Consider the following 15,358-nt stretch of genomic DNA (forward strand, 5'->3'; position numbering starts at 1 on the left):
TTCGTTCATCCGGCGGTATATCCGCGCCATGGCCGCGCCGCCCATCCGGAAGATCCTGCATATCGACATGGACGCGTTCTACGCCTCGGTCGAGCAGCGCGACGATCCGTCGTTGCGCGGCAAGCCGGTGGCGGTGGGATCGGCGGCGGCGCGCGGGGTGGTGGCAGCGGCGAGCTACGAGGCACGCACCTTCGGGGTGCGCTCCGCCCTGCCCTCGGTCACCGCGCTGCGCCGCTGCCCGGACCTGATCTTCGTCCGTCCCCGCTTCGACGTGTACAAGGCGGTGTCGCAGCAGATCCACGCGATCTTCGCCGACTATACCGATCTCATCCAGCCGCTGTCGCTCGACGAAGCCTATCTCGACGTGACCGAGGACCGCCGCGGGCTCGGCACCGCCTGGGCGACCGCCAGGGAGATCCGCGCGCGCATCCTGTCGGAGACCGGCCTCACCGCCTCGGCGGGCGTCTCCTACAACAAATTCCTCGCCAAGCTCGCCTCGGACCATCGCAAGCCTAACGGCCAGTTCGCGGTCACGCCCGAGATGGGGGCCGCCTGGGTGGAGACGCTGCCGGTCTCGCGCTTCCACGGGGTCGGCCCGGTCACCGCCGCCAAGATGCAGCGGCTGGGCATCGAGACCGGCGCCGATCTCCGCGCCAAGTCGATGGACTTCCTCGTCCAACATTTCGGCAGCAGCGCCGAATGGTATTACCAGATCGTCCGCGGGATCGACGAGCGGCCGGTGAACCCCAACCGCGAGCGCAAATCCTCGGGCTCCGAAACCACCTTCAGCCGTGACCTGACCGAGGATGCCGAGATCGAGGCCGCGGTGCTCGGCCAGGCCGACGACGTCTGGGAATGGTGCGAACGCACCCAGGGCTTCGGCCGCACCGCGACGGTGAAGATCAAATACGCCGATTTCCAGATCATCACCCGCAGCCGCAGCCACACCGCCCCGATCACCAGCCGCGAGCAGCTGCACGCGGCGAGCCTCGCGCTGCTGCGATCGGTGCTGCCGACGCCCAAGGGCATAAGGCTGGTGGGGGTAACGGTCTCCAATTTCGAGCGCGGGCTGGCGGAGCCGCTGCCGCTATTCGGCCATGCTGACATTCCGTAACCACCGCGTTCTCAATAGCCTGCACCTTTGGGCGTAAGGAACCGGTTTTGCCGGTCGCGCGCTTTCCCGCGACGAGAAACAGGGGAAGCAGGATGGATCCGAAGGGGCGCGACGCGCGCAGCCCATGGGCGATGCCATGGGCCGGGTGGAAATCCGTGCTGTGGCGCAGCTGGAACGAGGCCAGCGACGACAATATCGGGCTGATCGCCGCCGGCGTCGCCTTTTACGGCTTCCTCGCGCTGGTGCCGCTGCTCGGCGCGGTGGTGCTCTGCTACGGGCTGATCGCGGATCCGGTAACGGTGCTGCACGATGTCCGCGCGCTGTCCACCATCCTGCCGCGCGACATCGCTGCCGTGGTCGGCGACCAGTTGCTCGGCCTCGTTCACAGCCCGGACGGCCAGAAGGGGTTCGGCATCCTGCTTGCGCTGGCCATCGCGCTGTTCGGTGCGCGCAACGGCGCCGGCGCGATCATCGCCGCGCTCAACATCGCCTATGAGGAAAAGGAGAAGCGCAACTTCTTCTGGGTGAACGTGACCGCGCTGGTGATCACGCTCGGCGCGGTGCTGGCCGCGGTGGTGGCCGCGATCGCGATGACGGCGCTGGGGGCGCTGGACCGGCTGCTGCCCTTCGCGCCCGAGGCGCTGCTGCTCGTCGGCAAGATCGCGAGCCATGTGCTGCTGACGCTGGCCGGTGCGGCGGGCGCGGCGGCGCTGTACCGGTTCGGCCCGTCGCGCGCCCAGCCGCGCTGGAGCTGGATCACGCCGGGATCGCTGTTCGCCGCGCTGCTGTGGCTGGCGCTGACGATCGGCTTTGGCGCCTATGTCCGCTATATCGGCCGCTTCGATGCGACCTATGGCTCGCTGGGCGCGATCGTCGCGCTGCTCACCTGGCTGTATCTTTCTGCCTATGTGCTGCTGTTCGGCGCCGAGCTCAACTCGGAGCTCGAGCACCAGACCGAACACGATACGACCACCGGCGCGCCGCAACCGCTCGGCCAGCGCCGCGCCTGGGTGGCGGACAACGTCGCCGAATGAGCCGCCAACGGCTCGTCGCGACGGCAGTGGCCCTGCCGGGCCGATCTCCCCTATAGCGGCGCCATGGTTCGCGTGCCCCTGATCCCGCTGCTGCTGGCGCTGCTCTGCGCCGCGCTTCCCGCCCAGGCCCAGCAGAATGCCTTCGATCTGGTCGGGCCCGACCTGAAGCTCAGCGTCACCCGCGCCGGGGTAACGCTGCCGATCGGCGCCGTCCCCTCGCTCCAGCCGGGCGACAAGGTGACGGCGGAGGCGGCGCTGCCGCCCGACCAGGCGGCACATTATCTGCTGGTGGTCGCGTTCCTGCGCGGCGCGACCAACCCGCCGCCCAAGGACTGGTTCTTCGTCGCCGAAACCTGGCGCAAGAAGAAGAACCGGCTGGAGCTGACGGTGCCCGACGGCGCCGAACAGGCGGTGCTGCTGCTCGCGCCCGAAACCGGCGGCGGCTTCGATGCGGTGCGCGATACCGTGCGCGGGCGGCCCGGCGTGTTCGTCCGCGCGGCGCAAGACCTGTTCCAGGCCTCGCTCGACCGGGCCCGGCTCGATGCCTTTGTCAATGCGGTCGCGCGAATCGGCGATGCCGCGCCCGATCGGCTCTCGACCGCAGCGCCGGTGCTCGCCAATGCGCTGCGGATCAAGCTCAACGCCGAATGCCTCAGCCGGCCGCGCGGGCTGCAGGCGGCATGCCTCACCCAGAATCGCGACACGCTGGTGCTGCAGGCGCAGCGCGGCACCACGCTGGCCGAGACGCTGACCGGCGCGCCGGTCGACCTCGCCTACAGCCTCGCCGCGACCCCGCAGGGGGGCGGCGGCTTCTACAGCCCCTATATCGGGCTGGCGCGCGACGTGGCGAAGCTGTTCGGGGCATTCCGCAGCCCGCAATACCAGTATCTGCCCGCGCTGGGCCTCGGCCGCAGCGACTCGCTTAAGCTGCTGCTCAACGCTGCGCCGTCGTTCCAGAACCCGCGTTCGGTGCTGGTCGCCGCGCTGCCGCCGATCGGCCCGGCCGCGCCGCCGGTCTGGCAGGCCGGCGGCCCGACGCCGGTGTGCCTCGCCCAGCCCGGCCTCGCGCTCCCGCTCGAGGATGCGCCGCTGCTCTACGCGACCGATTTCGCCCGCACGCTCGCGATCCGGCTGACCAGCAACGAGGGCAAGACGCTCGACCTGCCCGTCACCCCCGATGTCGAGAAGGGCGGCGTGCGGCTCGACGGCGCGGTGCCGGCCGATCTCGGCACCGTCTCCACCGCCGTGCTCCACGGCCGCTGGGGGTTCGACAGCTTCTCGGGCCCGCGCCTGCCGGTGCAGCTCGACGCGATGGGCGCGTGGCGCGCGGTGCCGGACAGCGCCGTCGTCGTCGGGCGCGACCATCCGCTGGTGCTGCGCGGCGGCGCCGCCTTCTGCGTCAGCCAGATCGCGCTGAGCGACGCCAAGGGCACGCGCACCCCGGTCCCGTTCAAGGTCAGCGGCCAGGACGAGCTGACCATGACCCTGCCGCTCAAGGACGCGAAGCCCGGCGCGCTGACGCTGAACGTCGCTCGCTTCGGCACCGCCCCGCCCGACACGATTCCGCTCGCAGCGCGGCTCGAGGCAAGCCGGCTCGATCGCCTCGTCCTGCACGAGGGCGATCGCGACGGCGTGCTGGAGGGCGCCCGGCTCGACCAGGTGGCGGGGATCGACTGGCACGGCGTCCACTTCACCCCCGGCGATCTCTCCCGCGGCGTCGAGGGGGACCGGCTGGCGATGACCACCGACGCCCCAATCCCTGCGGGCGACGGCGAAGCGCTGGTGCGCCTCCGCGACGGCCGCACGGTGAAGCTGGCGGTCCGCGCGGCCGCGCCGCGACCGGTCGCCTCGCTGCTCAGCCGCGCCGCCACCGCCAAGGCCGCGCCGGACACGCTGGCGCTCACCCTGCCCGATGGCGTACTGCCAGCGGACGGCGCGATCGACTTCTCGTTCAAGGTCATCCGCGGGGCGCTGCCCGATGCCGGCGGGGTGGAGATCACCGGCAACGACGGGCCCGTCGCACGGCTCGGCTTCCGCGACGGCACCCTGCAGCGCGTCGGTGACGTGGTGGTCGCGCATTTCGCCCCGCGGGCGCTGCTCGGCGCGGGCATTGCCGGCCCGCTACGCTACCGACTGGCCGACGGCGGCGGTGCCGGCGACTGGCAGCCGCTGGTCACGGTCGCGCGCCTGCCCCAGCTGCGCGGCATCGCCTGCCCCGCCGAGGGGCCGTCCTGCACGCTGTCGGGCACCGACCTGTTCCTGATCGCCGCGATCGGCGACAAGCCCGACCTCTCGGGCGCGACGCTCGTCCCGCCGGGCTTTGTCGGCGGCAGCATCACGCTGCCCCGCCCGGCCGGCAAGACGCTGTACCTGCGGCTGCACGATGCGCCAGAGAGCGTGGTGCAGGTGACGCTGCCCGGCTGATCGCAAGCGCCCGGAACCGCCCCGCGCGCCGACCGTTCAGAACACAACAGGAACAGGAAAGGCGATCATGGCGGAACCGCTCCACAATCCGAAGCTCGACGCGCATCCGGGCTCGAACACCGAGAAGGATCCCGACGACTGGGTCTCGGGCGACGATCCGATGACCGGCGCCCAAGCCTCCTACCTCACCACATTGCTCGAAGAAGCCGGCGAACCACCGATCGAGGGCAACCTCAACAAGGCGGAAGCCTCGAAGCGCATCGATGCCTTGAAGGAGCAGCTCGGCCGCTGAACCGCGGCCGGCTCATACCAACCTACACGGAAAAGAACCTATCTTCGTCCTCCACATCGTCACCCCGGCGAAAGCCCGGGTCCATTGCGATCTCGCTATCGGCGTTTGCTGAGACCGAGAGGCGAATGGATCCCGGCTTTCGCCGGGATGACGGGCAGAGGCCGGAGGAGTCGGTATCAACGCAGCCTGGTATCAGCCCTGCTTGGCAAGCGTGTCGAACGCCTTGAGCCGGGCGAGCAGCGCCGGCATTTCGGCGAGCGGCACCATGTTGGGGCCGTCGCTGGGGGCGGTGTCGGGATCCTGGTGCGTCTCGATGAACACCGCCGCGACGCCGACCGCCACCGCCGCCCGCGCCAGCGCCGGCACGAATTCGCGCTGCCCGCCCGAGCTGGTGCCCTGGCCGCCGGGCTGCTGCACCGAATGGGTCGCGTCGAACATCACCGGATAGCCGGTCTCGGCCATGATCGGCAGCGCGCGCATGTCGCTCACCAGCGTGTTGTAGCCGAAACTGGCGCCGCGTTCGCAGAGGATGACGTTGTCGTTGCCCGAGGCGGCGAGCTTCTGCGCGACATTCTTCATGTCCCAGGGCGCAAGGAACTGGCCCTTCTTCACATTCACGGCACGGCCGGTCTTGGCCGCGGCGACCAGCAGGTCGGTCTGCCGGCAGAGGAATGCCGGGATCTGCAGCACGTCGACCACTTCGGCCACCGGCGCGCACTGGCCGGCATCATGGACATCGGTCAGCACCGGGCAGCCGAATTCGGCCTTGAGGTCGGCGAACACCTGCAGCGCTGCGTCCATGCCGATGCCGCGCGGCGCGTCGATCGCCGTGCGGTTCCCCTTGTCGAACGAGCTCTTGTAGATGAAGCCGATGCCGAGATCGGCGCAGAGCCTGGTCAGCGCCTCGGCCATGGCGAAGGCATGGTCGCGACTCTCCATCGCGCAGGGGCCGGCGACGAGCACGAACGGCTTGTCGTTGGCGATTTCCAGGGCACCGACCGTCACCGTCTTCATCTGTAGATCCTTCACGTCATCCACCGTTGCACCGATGCGGCGCGCCAGGAGCATCTCCACCCCGCCTACGCCAGAAAAACCGGGTTGGTCGAGCCCGCGCGGGAACCTCCGCACCGCGCGACCGGTTTGGCGGGCATCTCCACGCGACTGATTCGGAGCGTCCCGATGGCCGACCAGCAACGTTCCTCGCGCGTGCTCACCGTGCTCGCCGTGATCCTGGCGCTGATCGGCCTGGCGATCGGCGGCGGCGGGCTGTGGCTCGCGCTGCTCGGCGGCTCGGTCTATTATCTGCTCGCCGGCATCGCGCTGATCGCCGCCGGCTGGCTGCTCTATCGGCGCAATGCCGCGGCGCTGCTGCTCTACGCGGCGCTGCTCGTCGCGACGATGGTCTGGGCGGTGGCGGAAGCCGGCTGGGACTTCTGGGCGCTCGCCCCGCGCGGCGACGTGCTGGTGCCGCTCGGCATCGTGCTGGCGCTGCCCTTCGTCACCCGGCGGCTGGGCTCGCCGCGCTGGCCGGGCCGGGCTTGGCCGCTGGTCGGCAGCCTGGGCATCGCCGCGCTGGTGCTGCTCGCCACCGCCTTCACCAACCCGCACGACCTCGCCGGCGCCCTGCCCGGCGCGCGCGGCATCGCGCCGGCCAGTGTGCTGGGCGGCACGCCCAAGGAGGACTGGAACGCCTATGGTCGCTCGTGGCGCGGCGATCGCTGGTCGCCGATCGACCAGATCAACCCCGGCAATGTCGCCAGGCTGGAAAAGGCCTGGGAATTCCACACCGGCGACCTCAAGACCGGCAGCGATCCCGACGAGTTCACCTATGAGGTGACGCCGATCAAGGTGGGCGGGCTCGTCTATCTCTGCTCGCCGCACAACATCGTCTTCGCGCTCGATGCCGAGACCGGCCAGCAGGTGTGGCGGTACGATCCGCAGATCCGCGCCTCGCAGGAGATGCAGCACCTCACCTGCCGCGGCGTTTCCTATCACAGCAACGGCGCGGCACCCGGCACCGGCGGGCTGTGCGCCAACCGGATCCTCATGGGCACCAACGACGCGCGGCTGATCGCGCTCGACGCGGCGAGCGGCCGCCCTTGCCCCGGCTTCGGCACCAGCGGCCAGGTCGATGTCTGGCCAGGCCTGCCGGGCCAGCAGCGCGGCTGGTGGCAGATCACCTCGCCGCCCGTGATCATCGGCAACCTCGCGGTGTTCGGCGGCGCGGTCTACGACAACAAGACCACCTTCATGCCCTCGGGCGTGGTGCGCGGCTATGACGTGAACACCGGCCGCGCGGTCTGGGCGTTCGATCCGGCCAACCCGAACGACACGCGCCCCAAGCCCCCCGGCACCGGCCGCTACACCCCGTCCAGCCCGAACAGCTGGACGATCGCCGCCGCCGATCCGGCGCTGGGCCTCGTCTATATCCCCACCGGCATGGCCGCGATCGACCAATGGGGCGGCCGCCGCACGCCGGAGACCGAGCGCTTCGCCACCTCGGTGATCGCGCTCGAGGCGGCGACCGGCAAGGTCCGCTGGACCTTCCAGACCGTCCATCACGACCTGTGGGACATGGACGTCCCCGCCCAGCCCGCGCTGGTCGACCTCAGCCTGCCCGGCCGCGGCCGGGTGCCGGCGCTGATCCAGTCGACCAAGACCGGCAACATCTTCGTGCTGGACCGCCGCACTGGCCAGCCGGTGGTGCCGGTGCGCGAGATCCCCGTGCCGCAGGGCGCGGCGCCCGGCGACCGCACGTCCCCCACCCAGCCGGAATCCGCGCTCAGCCTGATGGCGAAGAAGCGCGTCACCGATGCGGACATGTGGGGCGCGACGATGTTCGACCAGCTCGCCTGCCGCATCAAGTTCAAGCGGCTGCGCTACGAAGGGCCGTTCACCCCGCCCTCGCAGCAGGGCACGCTGGTCTTCCCGGGCAATTTCGGGGTGATGGACTGGGGCGGCATGGCGATCGACCCGGTCCGCATGATCGCCTTCGCCCATCCCAACTACATGGCGTTCGTCGACCGGCTGGTGCCGCGCCCTGAATCCGACGCGGCCGATCCCAAGCTGCGGGGTCCGGCCGGTGGGTCCGACTTCAGCGGATCGGACATTAAGGGATTCAACCCGAACACCGGCGCGCCCTTCGCGGTGGCGCTCAACCCCTTCCTCTCCGCGCTGGGCCTGCCCTGCCAGGCGCCGCCCTGGGGCTATGTCGCCGGCATCGACCTGGTGAGCGGCAAGACCGTGTGGCAGCACCGCAACGGCACCTCGCGCGACCAGACGCCCGTGCCGCTGCCGTTCAAGCTCGGCGTGCCCTCGCTCGGCGGGCCGATGCTGACCGCGGGCGGCGTGGCATTCATGGGTTCGGCGCTCGACTATTACCTGCGCGCCTATGACGTGACGACCGGCAGGGTGTTGTGGCGTGGCCGGCTGCCGGCCGGCGGCCAGGCAACGCCGATGAGCTACTGGTCTGCGAAGAGCGGCCGCCAGTTCGTTGTCCTTGCAGCGGGCGGCCATGGCTCGCTCGGGACCAGACGCGGTGACTCGATCGTCGCCTATGCCCTGCCCAAGTCGGGATCCTAATCCGCGAAGTCGTTACACCTCCGCTGTTGATCCAGGATATAGGTTTGACTTTGGGCATGAAATACTTGTCTGGTTCGGGGCGGCTCTGAGCGGTCCGCGTAACGAGGACAGGATAGGGTGCGACGATCGCTGATCCTGATGGGTCTCACCGGCATGCTGCCGATCGTTGTGCTAGGCTCCGCCTATGGCGCCGTCACCCTTCGCGAGCAGCGGGCCGCGCTCGATCGTCAGGCGGCGCTCACCAGCCGCTCTACCGCGCGGCTGATAGGACGCGAGATCACCGCGACCATCGATGCGGTCAAGATGATCAGCCGCTCCCCTTCGCTCGACGGCGGCATCGATCGGCCCCGTTTCACCGTGCTGGGCATGCGGCTGATGGAGGATCATCCCGATTGGGCGACGCTGAGCATCGCCGATTCCCAGGGCAATCGCATCCTCGACCTGCCGACGCCGATCGGCGGCACGCTCGGCAAGGTAGTCGATCCGGTCAGTCTCGCCCGCGCGGTCCGCACCCGCCTGCCGCAGGTCGGGCATGTGATCCGCGGCCCCGGGGGCGTGACCGCATTCGCGGTGCGCGCGCCGGTGCTGCACGATCGCGGTGTCCCCTATGTCGTCTCCGCGGTCGTGCCGGTGCGCGCGATGCAACGCCTGTTGAACGGTGAGGAGATCCCGCCGAACTGGCGGCTGCGGCTGTTCGACCGGCGCGGCGCGGTGATCGCGCAAGCGGGCTCGATCGAGAACGATGCCGTACAATCCTCGGTGACGGCGGTGCCCGAAACCGGCTGGCAGATGGAAGTGGCGGTGCCGCGCGGCAGCTTTGCCGCGCTGACGCGCCAGACCCGGATGGTGCTGATCGGCGGCGGGGTGGTCGCGCTCGCCGTCTTCGCCGCGCTGACCTATGCGCTGATGATCGAACTGCGACGCTTCCGCCAGCGCCAGGCGGCAACGCTGCAGGCGCAGCGGCTGGAGGCACTGGGCCGCCTGACCGGCGGCGTGGCGCATGATCTCAACAACCTGCTGACGCCGATCCTGGGCGGGCTGGACCTGCTGCGCAACCGGGTCGGCACCGATCCCAAGGCGTTGCGCTATATCGACAGCGCGACGACGAGCGCGGAGCGGGCGCGCAGCCTGGTCGCGCGGCTGCTCGCCTATGCCAAGCGCCAAGCGCTGACCCCCGAGGCGATCGACGTCGCGGCGATGCTCGCCGATCTGCAGGAGTTGCTCCAGCGCTCGGTCGGGCCGACGATCCGCTGCACGCTGCACGCCGCGCCGGGGCTGCCGCCGGTGCGCGCCGATCGCAACCAGCTGGAACTGGCGGTGCTCAACCTGGTGATCAACGCGCGCGACGCGATCAAGACCGGCGAGCGGATCAGCGGCAGCATCGTCGTCCAGACGCGGGCCCCGCGCCCGGAGGAAGTGCGCGGCCTGCCGCGCGGCGACTATCTCGCGCTGGCGGTGTCCGACGATGGCTGCGGCATGGACGCGGCGACGCTGCGCCGGGCGATGGAGCCGTTCTTCACCACCAAGGCGGGCGACCGCGGCACCGGACTCGGCCTGTCGATGGTCCATGGCTTTGCCGAGCAATCGGCCGGCCGGCTGGTGCTGGAAAGCGCGCCCGGCCAGGGCACGACGGCGACGCTGATCCTGCCCGCCACCGATGCGCCCGCGCCGATGCCCGATGCGCCCCGCGACCGCCCGACCCGCACCGCCGAGATCCTGCTCGTCGACGACGATCCCGCCGTGCGCGAAGCCGCTGCCGAGGTGCTGCGCGCCCATGGCCATCAGGTGACCGAGGCGGAATCACTGGGCCAGGGCATGCGGGCGCTCGCCGATGCTCCCGAAACCGCGCTGGTGATCACCGACTATATGATGCCCGGCGGCACCGGCGGCGAATTCATCTCCCGCGCGCGCGCCGGCGGCAGCCGCCAGCCCTTCCTGCTGCTCACCGGCTATACCGATGCGGCGGAGGACCTGCCGCAGGACGTGCCCCAGCTGCGCAAGCCGTTCCGCGAGCGCGAGCTGATCGATGCGGTGGACGCGCTGCTCGGCTGATCTGCGATCACATCTCGCCGGGGGCAGGCAGCCAGACGGGATCGAACCGGACCTGCCGCGGCGGCAGCGGCGAGAGCTTGCGCAACAGATCGAGGTCGCCGAGCGCGACGCGCTGGCCGTGCCGGGCGATCAGGCCTTCGCGTTCGAGCAGCCGTAGCGTGCGGTTGACGTGCACCGCGGTGAGCCCGAGCACGTCGCCCAGCACCTCCTGGGTCAGCGGCATGTCGAACCGGCCGTCCTCGACCGCGCCGATCTTGGCGAGCCGATCGTGCAGGTCGAGCAGCAGCCGCACCATCCGCTCGCGCGCCGACGACTTGCCCATCGCCGCGACGACATCCATCAGCGCCAGCCGCTCGACCTGCACCGACATCAGCAGCAGCGGCCCCAGCCGCGGATAGGCGATCAGCACTTCGCGCAGCCGCGCCAGCGGCACCTTGGCGGCGCGGCATTCGGTGACCGCGGTCAGCGCGTCGGCGGCGCTGTCCAGCACCATGCTCGGCGTGCCCATCATGTCGCCGGTGATGTGGACCTTGACGATCTGGCGCCGGCCGCCGGGCAGCCGGATCGACGCGGTCGCCCAGCCTTCGAGCAGCAGATAGATGGCGTCGACCGGCTCGCGGTCGCGCCGGATCATGTTCTGGCGGCGCACCAGCATTTCCGGCTCGCCCAGCCCGCGCAGAATTTCGGCTTCTTCGTCGGTGAGCGAAGCCTGCTCGTGGAATCGCGTCAACGGGTAGTTCGGCACCCCAGATGCTCCCCTGTCCTGGATGTGTCCTCCGCCGGCAGGCCGCCGACGTGCAGGAGCGGCGGCCCCTGCACCCGGGGCCTGCTCGCTCACCCGCGCTGCCTAGCCGGAGCGCCTCCGGCTGGCAATCACACCCGTCCGGGAAATTCGACTTAACCTGTTATAACGTTTGCATTTTCAAGCGGGACACCGCTCCCCGTGCGCTCACACCTCGGGGAGCTGGTCGAGCAGCTTGTCGGGAGTAATCGGGAAGCTGCGGACGCGGACGCCGCAGGCATGGTGAATGGCATTGGCGATCGCGCCTGCCGCACCGCAGATGCCGAGCTCGCCGACCCCCTTTGCCTGGAGCGGGCTGCCCGCGGGATCGCGCTCGTCGACCAGCACCACGTCGAGCGCGGGGACGTCGGCATTCACGGGCACGTGGTATTCGGCAAGGTCGTGGTTGACGAGGTGGCCGTCGCGGGGATCGAAGACGAGTTCCTCGGTCAGCGCGCTGCCGATGCCCCACACCATGCCGCCCAGGCACTGCGAGGTCGCGGTCTTCGCGTTGAGCGCACGACCGAGCCCGAACGCCCCGGTCATCCGCCGCACCCGCGTCTCGCCGGTATAGGCGTTTACGCCAACCTCGACGAAAAAGGCGCCGTACATCGCGATGGCGAACTGCTCGTCGATCCCGCCATTCTTGAAATGGCCGGTCTCGGTGAGGTCGGTCTCGAGCAGCTCGGTAAAGGGGATGCGCCGGTTGCCGGTGATCGCCTCGCCGTCCTTGAGCGTGAGATCGGCTTCCTCGACGCCGAGCTGCTGCGCCAGCTGCTCGCGGATCGCCTCGCAGGCGACCATCACCGCCGAGCCGGTCGATGCCGCCCCCCAGCTGCCGCCCGAGCCGGCGCCCGGCGGATAACGCGTGTCGCCGAGCTGGACGAGTACCTTCTCGGGTGGCAGGCCGAGCATCTCGCCGGCGATCTGGCCGAGAATGGCATAGGTGCCGGTGCCGATATCGGTCATGTCGCTTTCGACGACCGCCGTGCCGTCGGTCGACAGCGTTACCTTGGCCTGGGCTTCGTTGAGATTGTGGACCCGGCAGGCGGTCGCCATGCCGGTGCCGATCCACCACTCGCCTTCGCGGCGCGGGAGTGGGCGGCGATCGCTGCCGTCCCAGCCGAAGCGCTCGGCGCCGATCTTGAGGCATTCCGCCAGCCGCCGCGAGCTATAGGGCAGGCCCTCGCTCGGATGCTGCTCGGGGATGTTGCGCAGCCGCAGCTCGACGGGGTCGATGCCACTGGCGATCGCCAGTTCGTCCATCGCCGCTTCCAGGCACTGCATGCCCACCGCCTCGCCCGGCGCGCGGACCGAACCGGCGGTCATCCGGTGGATGCGGGCGAGGTCGATGCGGAGCGTGCGATGCGCGCCGCGATAGAGGAATTCGCTCGCCTGGGTCACCGGCTCGGCGAACTTCTCGCCCGGCAGGTTGGAGACCCAGGCCTCATGGCCAAAGCCGTCCAGCCGCCCCTCGGCATCGGCGGCTAGGCGGATGCGCTGGCGCGTCTCGGAGCGGCGCATCACCGTCTGGAAGACCTGCTGGCGGCTCATCACCACGCGCACTGGCCGGCCGAGCTCGATCGCAGCCACCGCGGCTGCGGTCAGTTCCGCGCTGATGCCGAGCTTCGAGCCGAAGCCGCCGCCGACATAGGGCGCAATCAGCCGCACCTGCTCGGGCTGGAGACCGAGCGCGTCGGCGAGCTCCTTCTGGTTGTATTTGAGCATCTGCAGGCTCGAATGGGCGGTGAGCGTGTTGCCGTCCCATTCGGCGATGCTGGCATGCGGCTCCATCGCGGCGCTGGCATGGCCCTCGGTGGTGTAGGTGACGTCGACCGCGTGCACGGCATCGCGCATCGCGGCGTCGAGGTTGCCCTGCTGCACCGGCTCGCCGAAGGATTCATGGGGCGCGTGGCCGTCCTCCGAATCGAGCGGCACCTTGGCGGGATCGTCGGCGCGATAGGCGATGCGCAGCCGCGTGGCGGCATCGCGCGCCTGCTCGAAGGTCTCGGCGACGACCAGCGCGACCGGCTGGCCATAATAATCGACATGCTGGATCTCGCGCACCGGCGACTTGCCCGCGCCGCCCTGCGCCGAGCGGGTGATCATCCGCGGATCGGCGATCACCGCCAGCACGCCCGGCATGGCGAGCACCGGGCCGGACTCGATCTCGACCACCTCGCCGCGGCTGATCGTCGACAGGACCAGCACGCCCTCGGCGCATTCGGGAATCACATATTCCGCGGCGTAGGGCGCGACACCCGCCGTCTTGGCGCTGCCGTCAGGCCGGTCGAGCGGACGGCCGATGATGCCCTGCGCCATCGCATCGAGCCGGTTGCGGTCGTCCGGCTTGTCCATCGTGTACAGGCGAGTCACAGCGTACCTCCCGTCGCTTCGCGCAGCACGGCCTTGAGCGTGCGGCGGGTGAGCGGAATCTTGAAATCGTTGCTGCCTTGCCCGCGAGCCTCGTCGAGCAGCAGCGCGGCAGCTTGGTCGAACAGCGCGTCCGAAGGCGCCTCGCCTTCCAGCAGCGCCTCGACGCGGGCATCGTGCCAGGGCTTGTGTGCCAGCCCGCCAAAGGCGAGCCGCGCCTTGGCGATCTTGCCGTCCTCGACGTGAATCACCGCCGCTACCGAGACGAGCGCGAAGGCGTAAGAGGCCCGGTCGCGCACCTTGCGATAGAGCTGGGTGCCGCCCGCGGGTGCCGGCAGCACCACGCCGGTGATCACGTCGCCGGGCTCCAGGACATTGTCGCGCTCGGGGGTGTCACCGGGCAGGCGGTGGAAGTCGCGGACCGGGACCAGGCGCTTGTCGCCCTTCACGTCATGGATCTCGACCGTGGCGTCGAGCGCGGAGAGCGCCACCGCCATGTCGCCCGGATAGGTGGCGATGCAGGTATCGCTCGCGCCGAGGATGGCGTGGATCCGGTTGAACCCGCCGATCGCGGCGCAGCCGGTGCCGGGCGCGCGCTTGTTGCAGGTCTGGCTGAGGTCATAGAAATAATAGCAGCGCGTCCGCTGGCAGAGATTGCCGCCGGTCGTCGCCTTGTTGCGCAGCTGGAAGGTCGCCCCCGCCAGGATCGCACGGGCCAGCACCGGATAGTCGGAGCGGATGCGCGGATCGGCGGCACAGGCGCAGTTCGAGACGAGCGCACCGATATACAGCCCCTCGCCATGCGCCGTGATCCCGCCGAGCGGCAGGCGGTTGACGTCGACCAGCGCGGTCGGCGTCTCCACCTCCAGCTTCATCAGGTCGAGCAGATTGGTGCCGCCGGCGATCGGCTTGGCACCGTCGGCGACGAGCAGCTGGCCGGCATCGTCCAGGCCATGGGCCCGCTGATAGTCGAAGGGTTTCATGCCTGCGCCTCCGCCACTTCGGAGATCGCCGCGACGATGTTCGAATAGGCCCCGCAGCGGCAGAGATTGCCGCTCATCCGCTCGCGGATCTCTTCCTCGCTGAGCTTCGGCGTGCCTGCCACATCGTCGCTGACGAAGCTGGTCCAGCCCGCCGCGATCTCGTCGAGCATCGCCTTGGCCGAGCAGATCTGGCCCGGCGTGCAGTATCCGCACTGATAGCCGTCGTGCCGCACGAACGCCGCCTGTAGCGGGTGCGGCGCATCGGGGGTGCCGAGGCCCTCGATCGTGGTGACGCTGTCACCGTCGTGCATCACCGCCAGGGTGAGGCAGCTGTTGATCCGCTGGCCGTTGAGCAGCACCGTGCAGGCGCCGCACTGGCCGTGGTCGCACCCCTTCTTGGTGCCGGTGAGGCCGGCGTCGCGGCGGAGAAAATCGAGCAGACTGGTACGGGGATCGACGTCGAGCTCATACTCGGCGCCGTTGATGGTGATGGGCATGCGCGGCCTCCCTGATCAGGGGGGCGAACGCGCCGGCATCGGGATCGGTCCCGCCCAAAAGGGAATGTCGACGTCGACAACTGCGTTCCCCTCCCGCTTGCGGGAGGGAGCGTCGGGGTCGGCCATGCCCCCAGCATGGCCTGAACAGCGCTGGGCGCTGTTCACCCCAAAGCTGGGAGGGGCTGAAACGTCATCGCGCTTCTTCCACGTCGATCCCTCCCCCAAC

Annotated in this window: 11 protein-coding genes; 6 read left to right on the forward strand and 5 right to left on the reverse strand. The window is 70.0% G+C overall.

Going from position 1 to position 15,358, the window contains the following annotated elements:
- The first annotated feature begins 28 nt into the window (after window positions 1-28).
- The 4 genes from dinB (at window position 29) to SAZ01S_RS11615 (ending at window position 4,864) form a co-directional block, all read left to right on the forward strand.
- A complete protein-coding gene (dinB, locus tag SAZ01S_RS11600; protein ID WP_084582497.1) occupies window positions 29-1,114 on the forward strand; it encodes a DNA polymerase IV in 1,086 nt (361 codons plus the stop codon).
- Window positions 1,115-1,206: 92 nt separating this feature from the next.
- A complete protein-coding gene (locus SAZ01S_RS11605; protein WP_084582426.1) occupies window positions 1,207-2,148 on the forward strand; it encodes a YihY/virulence factor BrkB family protein in 942 nt (313 codons plus the stop codon).
- 63 nt (window positions 2,149-2,211) lie between these two features.
- Complete coding sequence (locus SAZ01S_RS11610) at window positions 2,212-4,572, forward strand: hypothetical protein (protein WP_084582427.1); 2,361 nt, start codon at window positions 2,212-2,214, stop codon at window positions 4,570-4,572.
- 67 nt (window positions 4,573-4,639) lie between these two features.
- Window positions 4,640-4,864, forward strand: a complete 225-nt coding sequence (locus SAZ01S_RS11615; RefSeq protein ID WP_084582428.1) for a DUF3072 domain-containing protein — start codon at window positions 4,640-4,642, stop codon at window positions 4,862-4,864.
- 192 nt (window positions 4,865-5,056) lie between these two features.
- On the opposite strand, the gene kdsA is transcribed toward SAZ01S_RS11615, so the two are convergent.
- The gene (gene kdsA, locus SAZ01S_RS11620; protein WP_084582498.1) at window positions 5,057-5,878 is read right to left on the reverse strand and encodes a 3-deoxy-8-phosphooctulonate synthase; all 822 of its coding nucleotides are present in this window, start codon (window positions 5,876-5,878) and stop codon (window positions 5,057-5,059) included.
- A gap of 165 nt (window positions 5,879-6,043) precedes the next feature.
- Between kdsA and SAZ01S_RS11625 the strand changes: the two genes are divergently transcribed.
- Both SAZ01S_RS11625 and SAZ01S_RS11630 read left to right on the forward strand, forming a co-directional pair.
- Window positions 6,044-8,446, forward strand: coding sequence for a membrane-bound PQQ-dependent dehydrogenase, glucose/quinate/shikimate family (locus SAZ01S_RS11625; protein WP_084582429.1), 2,403 nt, complete (start codon window positions 6,044-6,046; stop codon window positions 8,444-8,446).
- A gap of 117 nt (window positions 8,447-8,563) precedes the next feature.
- Window positions 8,564-10,498 (forward strand): hybrid sensor histidine kinase/response regulator, encoded by a 1,935-nt coding sequence (locus tag SAZ01S_RS11630; protein WP_084582430.1) that lies wholly within the window; start codon window positions 8,564-8,566, stop codon window positions 10,496-10,498.
- Window positions 10,499-10,505: 7 nt separating this feature from the next.
- On the opposite strand, the gene SAZ01S_RS11635 is transcribed toward SAZ01S_RS11630, so the two are convergent.
- The 4 genes from SAZ01S_RS11635 to SAZ01S_RS11650 all read right to left on the reverse strand — a co-directional run bounded on the left by SAZ01S_RS11635 (window position 10,506) and on the right by SAZ01S_RS11650 (window position 15,132).
- Window positions 10,506-11,243 carry a Crp/Fnr family transcriptional regulator gene (locus SAZ01S_RS11635; RefSeq protein ID WP_245824785.1) on the reverse strand — a complete coding sequence of 246 codons (738 nt, stop codon included), beginning with the start codon at window positions 11,241-11,243 and terminating at the stop codon, window positions 10,506-10,508.
- Between the two features lie 204 nt (window positions 11,244-11,447).
- A complete protein-coding gene (locus SAZ01S_RS11640; protein ID WP_084582431.1) occupies window positions 11,448-13,637 on the reverse strand; it encodes a xanthine dehydrogenase family protein molybdopterin-binding subunit in 2,190 nt (729 codons plus the stop codon).
- Between the two features lie 14 nt (window positions 13,638-13,651).
- On the reverse strand, window positions 13,652-14,635 hold the full coding sequence (locus tag SAZ01S_RS11645) for an FAD binding domain-containing protein (protein ID WP_084582432.1): 984 nt from the start codon (window positions 14,633-14,635) through the stop codon (window positions 13,652-13,654).
- Entirely contained in the window at window positions 14,632-15,132 is a 501-nt protein-coding gene (locus SAZ01S_RS11650) for a 2Fe-2S iron-sulfur cluster-binding protein (protein ID WP_084582433.1), read from the reverse strand. Before SAZ01S_RS11650 ends, SAZ01S_RS11645 begins: the two co-directional genes overlap by 4 nt.
- Window positions 15,133-15,358: the final 226 nt, after the last annotated feature.

The sequence above is a fragment of the Sphingomonas azotifigens NBRC 15497 genome (genome assembly GCF_002091475.1).
Classification (GTDB): Bacteria; Pseudomonadota; Alphaproteobacteria; order Sphingomonadales; family Sphingomonadaceae; genus Sphingomonas; species Sphingomonas azotifigens.

What these genes read in the sequence shown, in the direction of transcription:
- SAZ01S_RS11625 (WP_084582429.1), top strand. Translation starts at nt 6,044, where the DNA reads ATGGCCGACCAGCAACGTTCCTCGCGCGTGCTCACCGTGCTCGCCGTG.
- SAZ01S_RS11615 (WP_084582428.1), top strand. Translation starts at nt 4,640, where the DNA reads ATGGCGGAACCGCTCCACAATCCGAAGCTCGACGCGCATCCGGGCTCG.
- dinB (WP_084582497.1), top strand. Translation starts at nt 29, where the DNA reads ATGGCCGCGCCGCCCATCCGGAAGATCCTGCATATCGACATGGACGCG.
- SAZ01S_RS11605 (WP_084582426.1), top strand. Translation starts at nt 1,207, where the DNA reads ATGGATCCGAAGGGGCGCGACGCGCGCAGCCCATGGGCGATGCCATGG.
- SAZ01S_RS11645 (WP_084582432.1), bottom strand. Translation starts at nt 14,635, where the DNA reads ATGAAACCCTTCGACTATCAGCGGGCCCATGGCCTGGACGATGCCGGC.
- SAZ01S_RS11650 (WP_084582433.1), bottom strand. Translation starts at nt 15,132, where the DNA reads ATGCCCATCACCATCAACGGCGCCGAGTATGAGCTCGACGTCGATCCC.
- kdsA (WP_084582498.1), bottom strand. Translation starts at nt 5,878, where the DNA reads ATGAAGACGGTGACGGTCGGTGCCCTGGAAATCGCCAACGACAAGCCG.
- SAZ01S_RS11640 (WP_084582431.1), bottom strand. Translation starts at nt 13,637, where the DNA reads ATGGACAAGCCGGACGACCGCAACCGGCTCGATGCGATGGCGCAGGGC.
- SAZ01S_RS11610 (WP_084582427.1), top strand. Translation starts at nt 2,212, where the DNA reads ATGGTTCGCGTGCCCCTGATCCCGCTGCTGCTGGCGCTGCTCTGCGCC.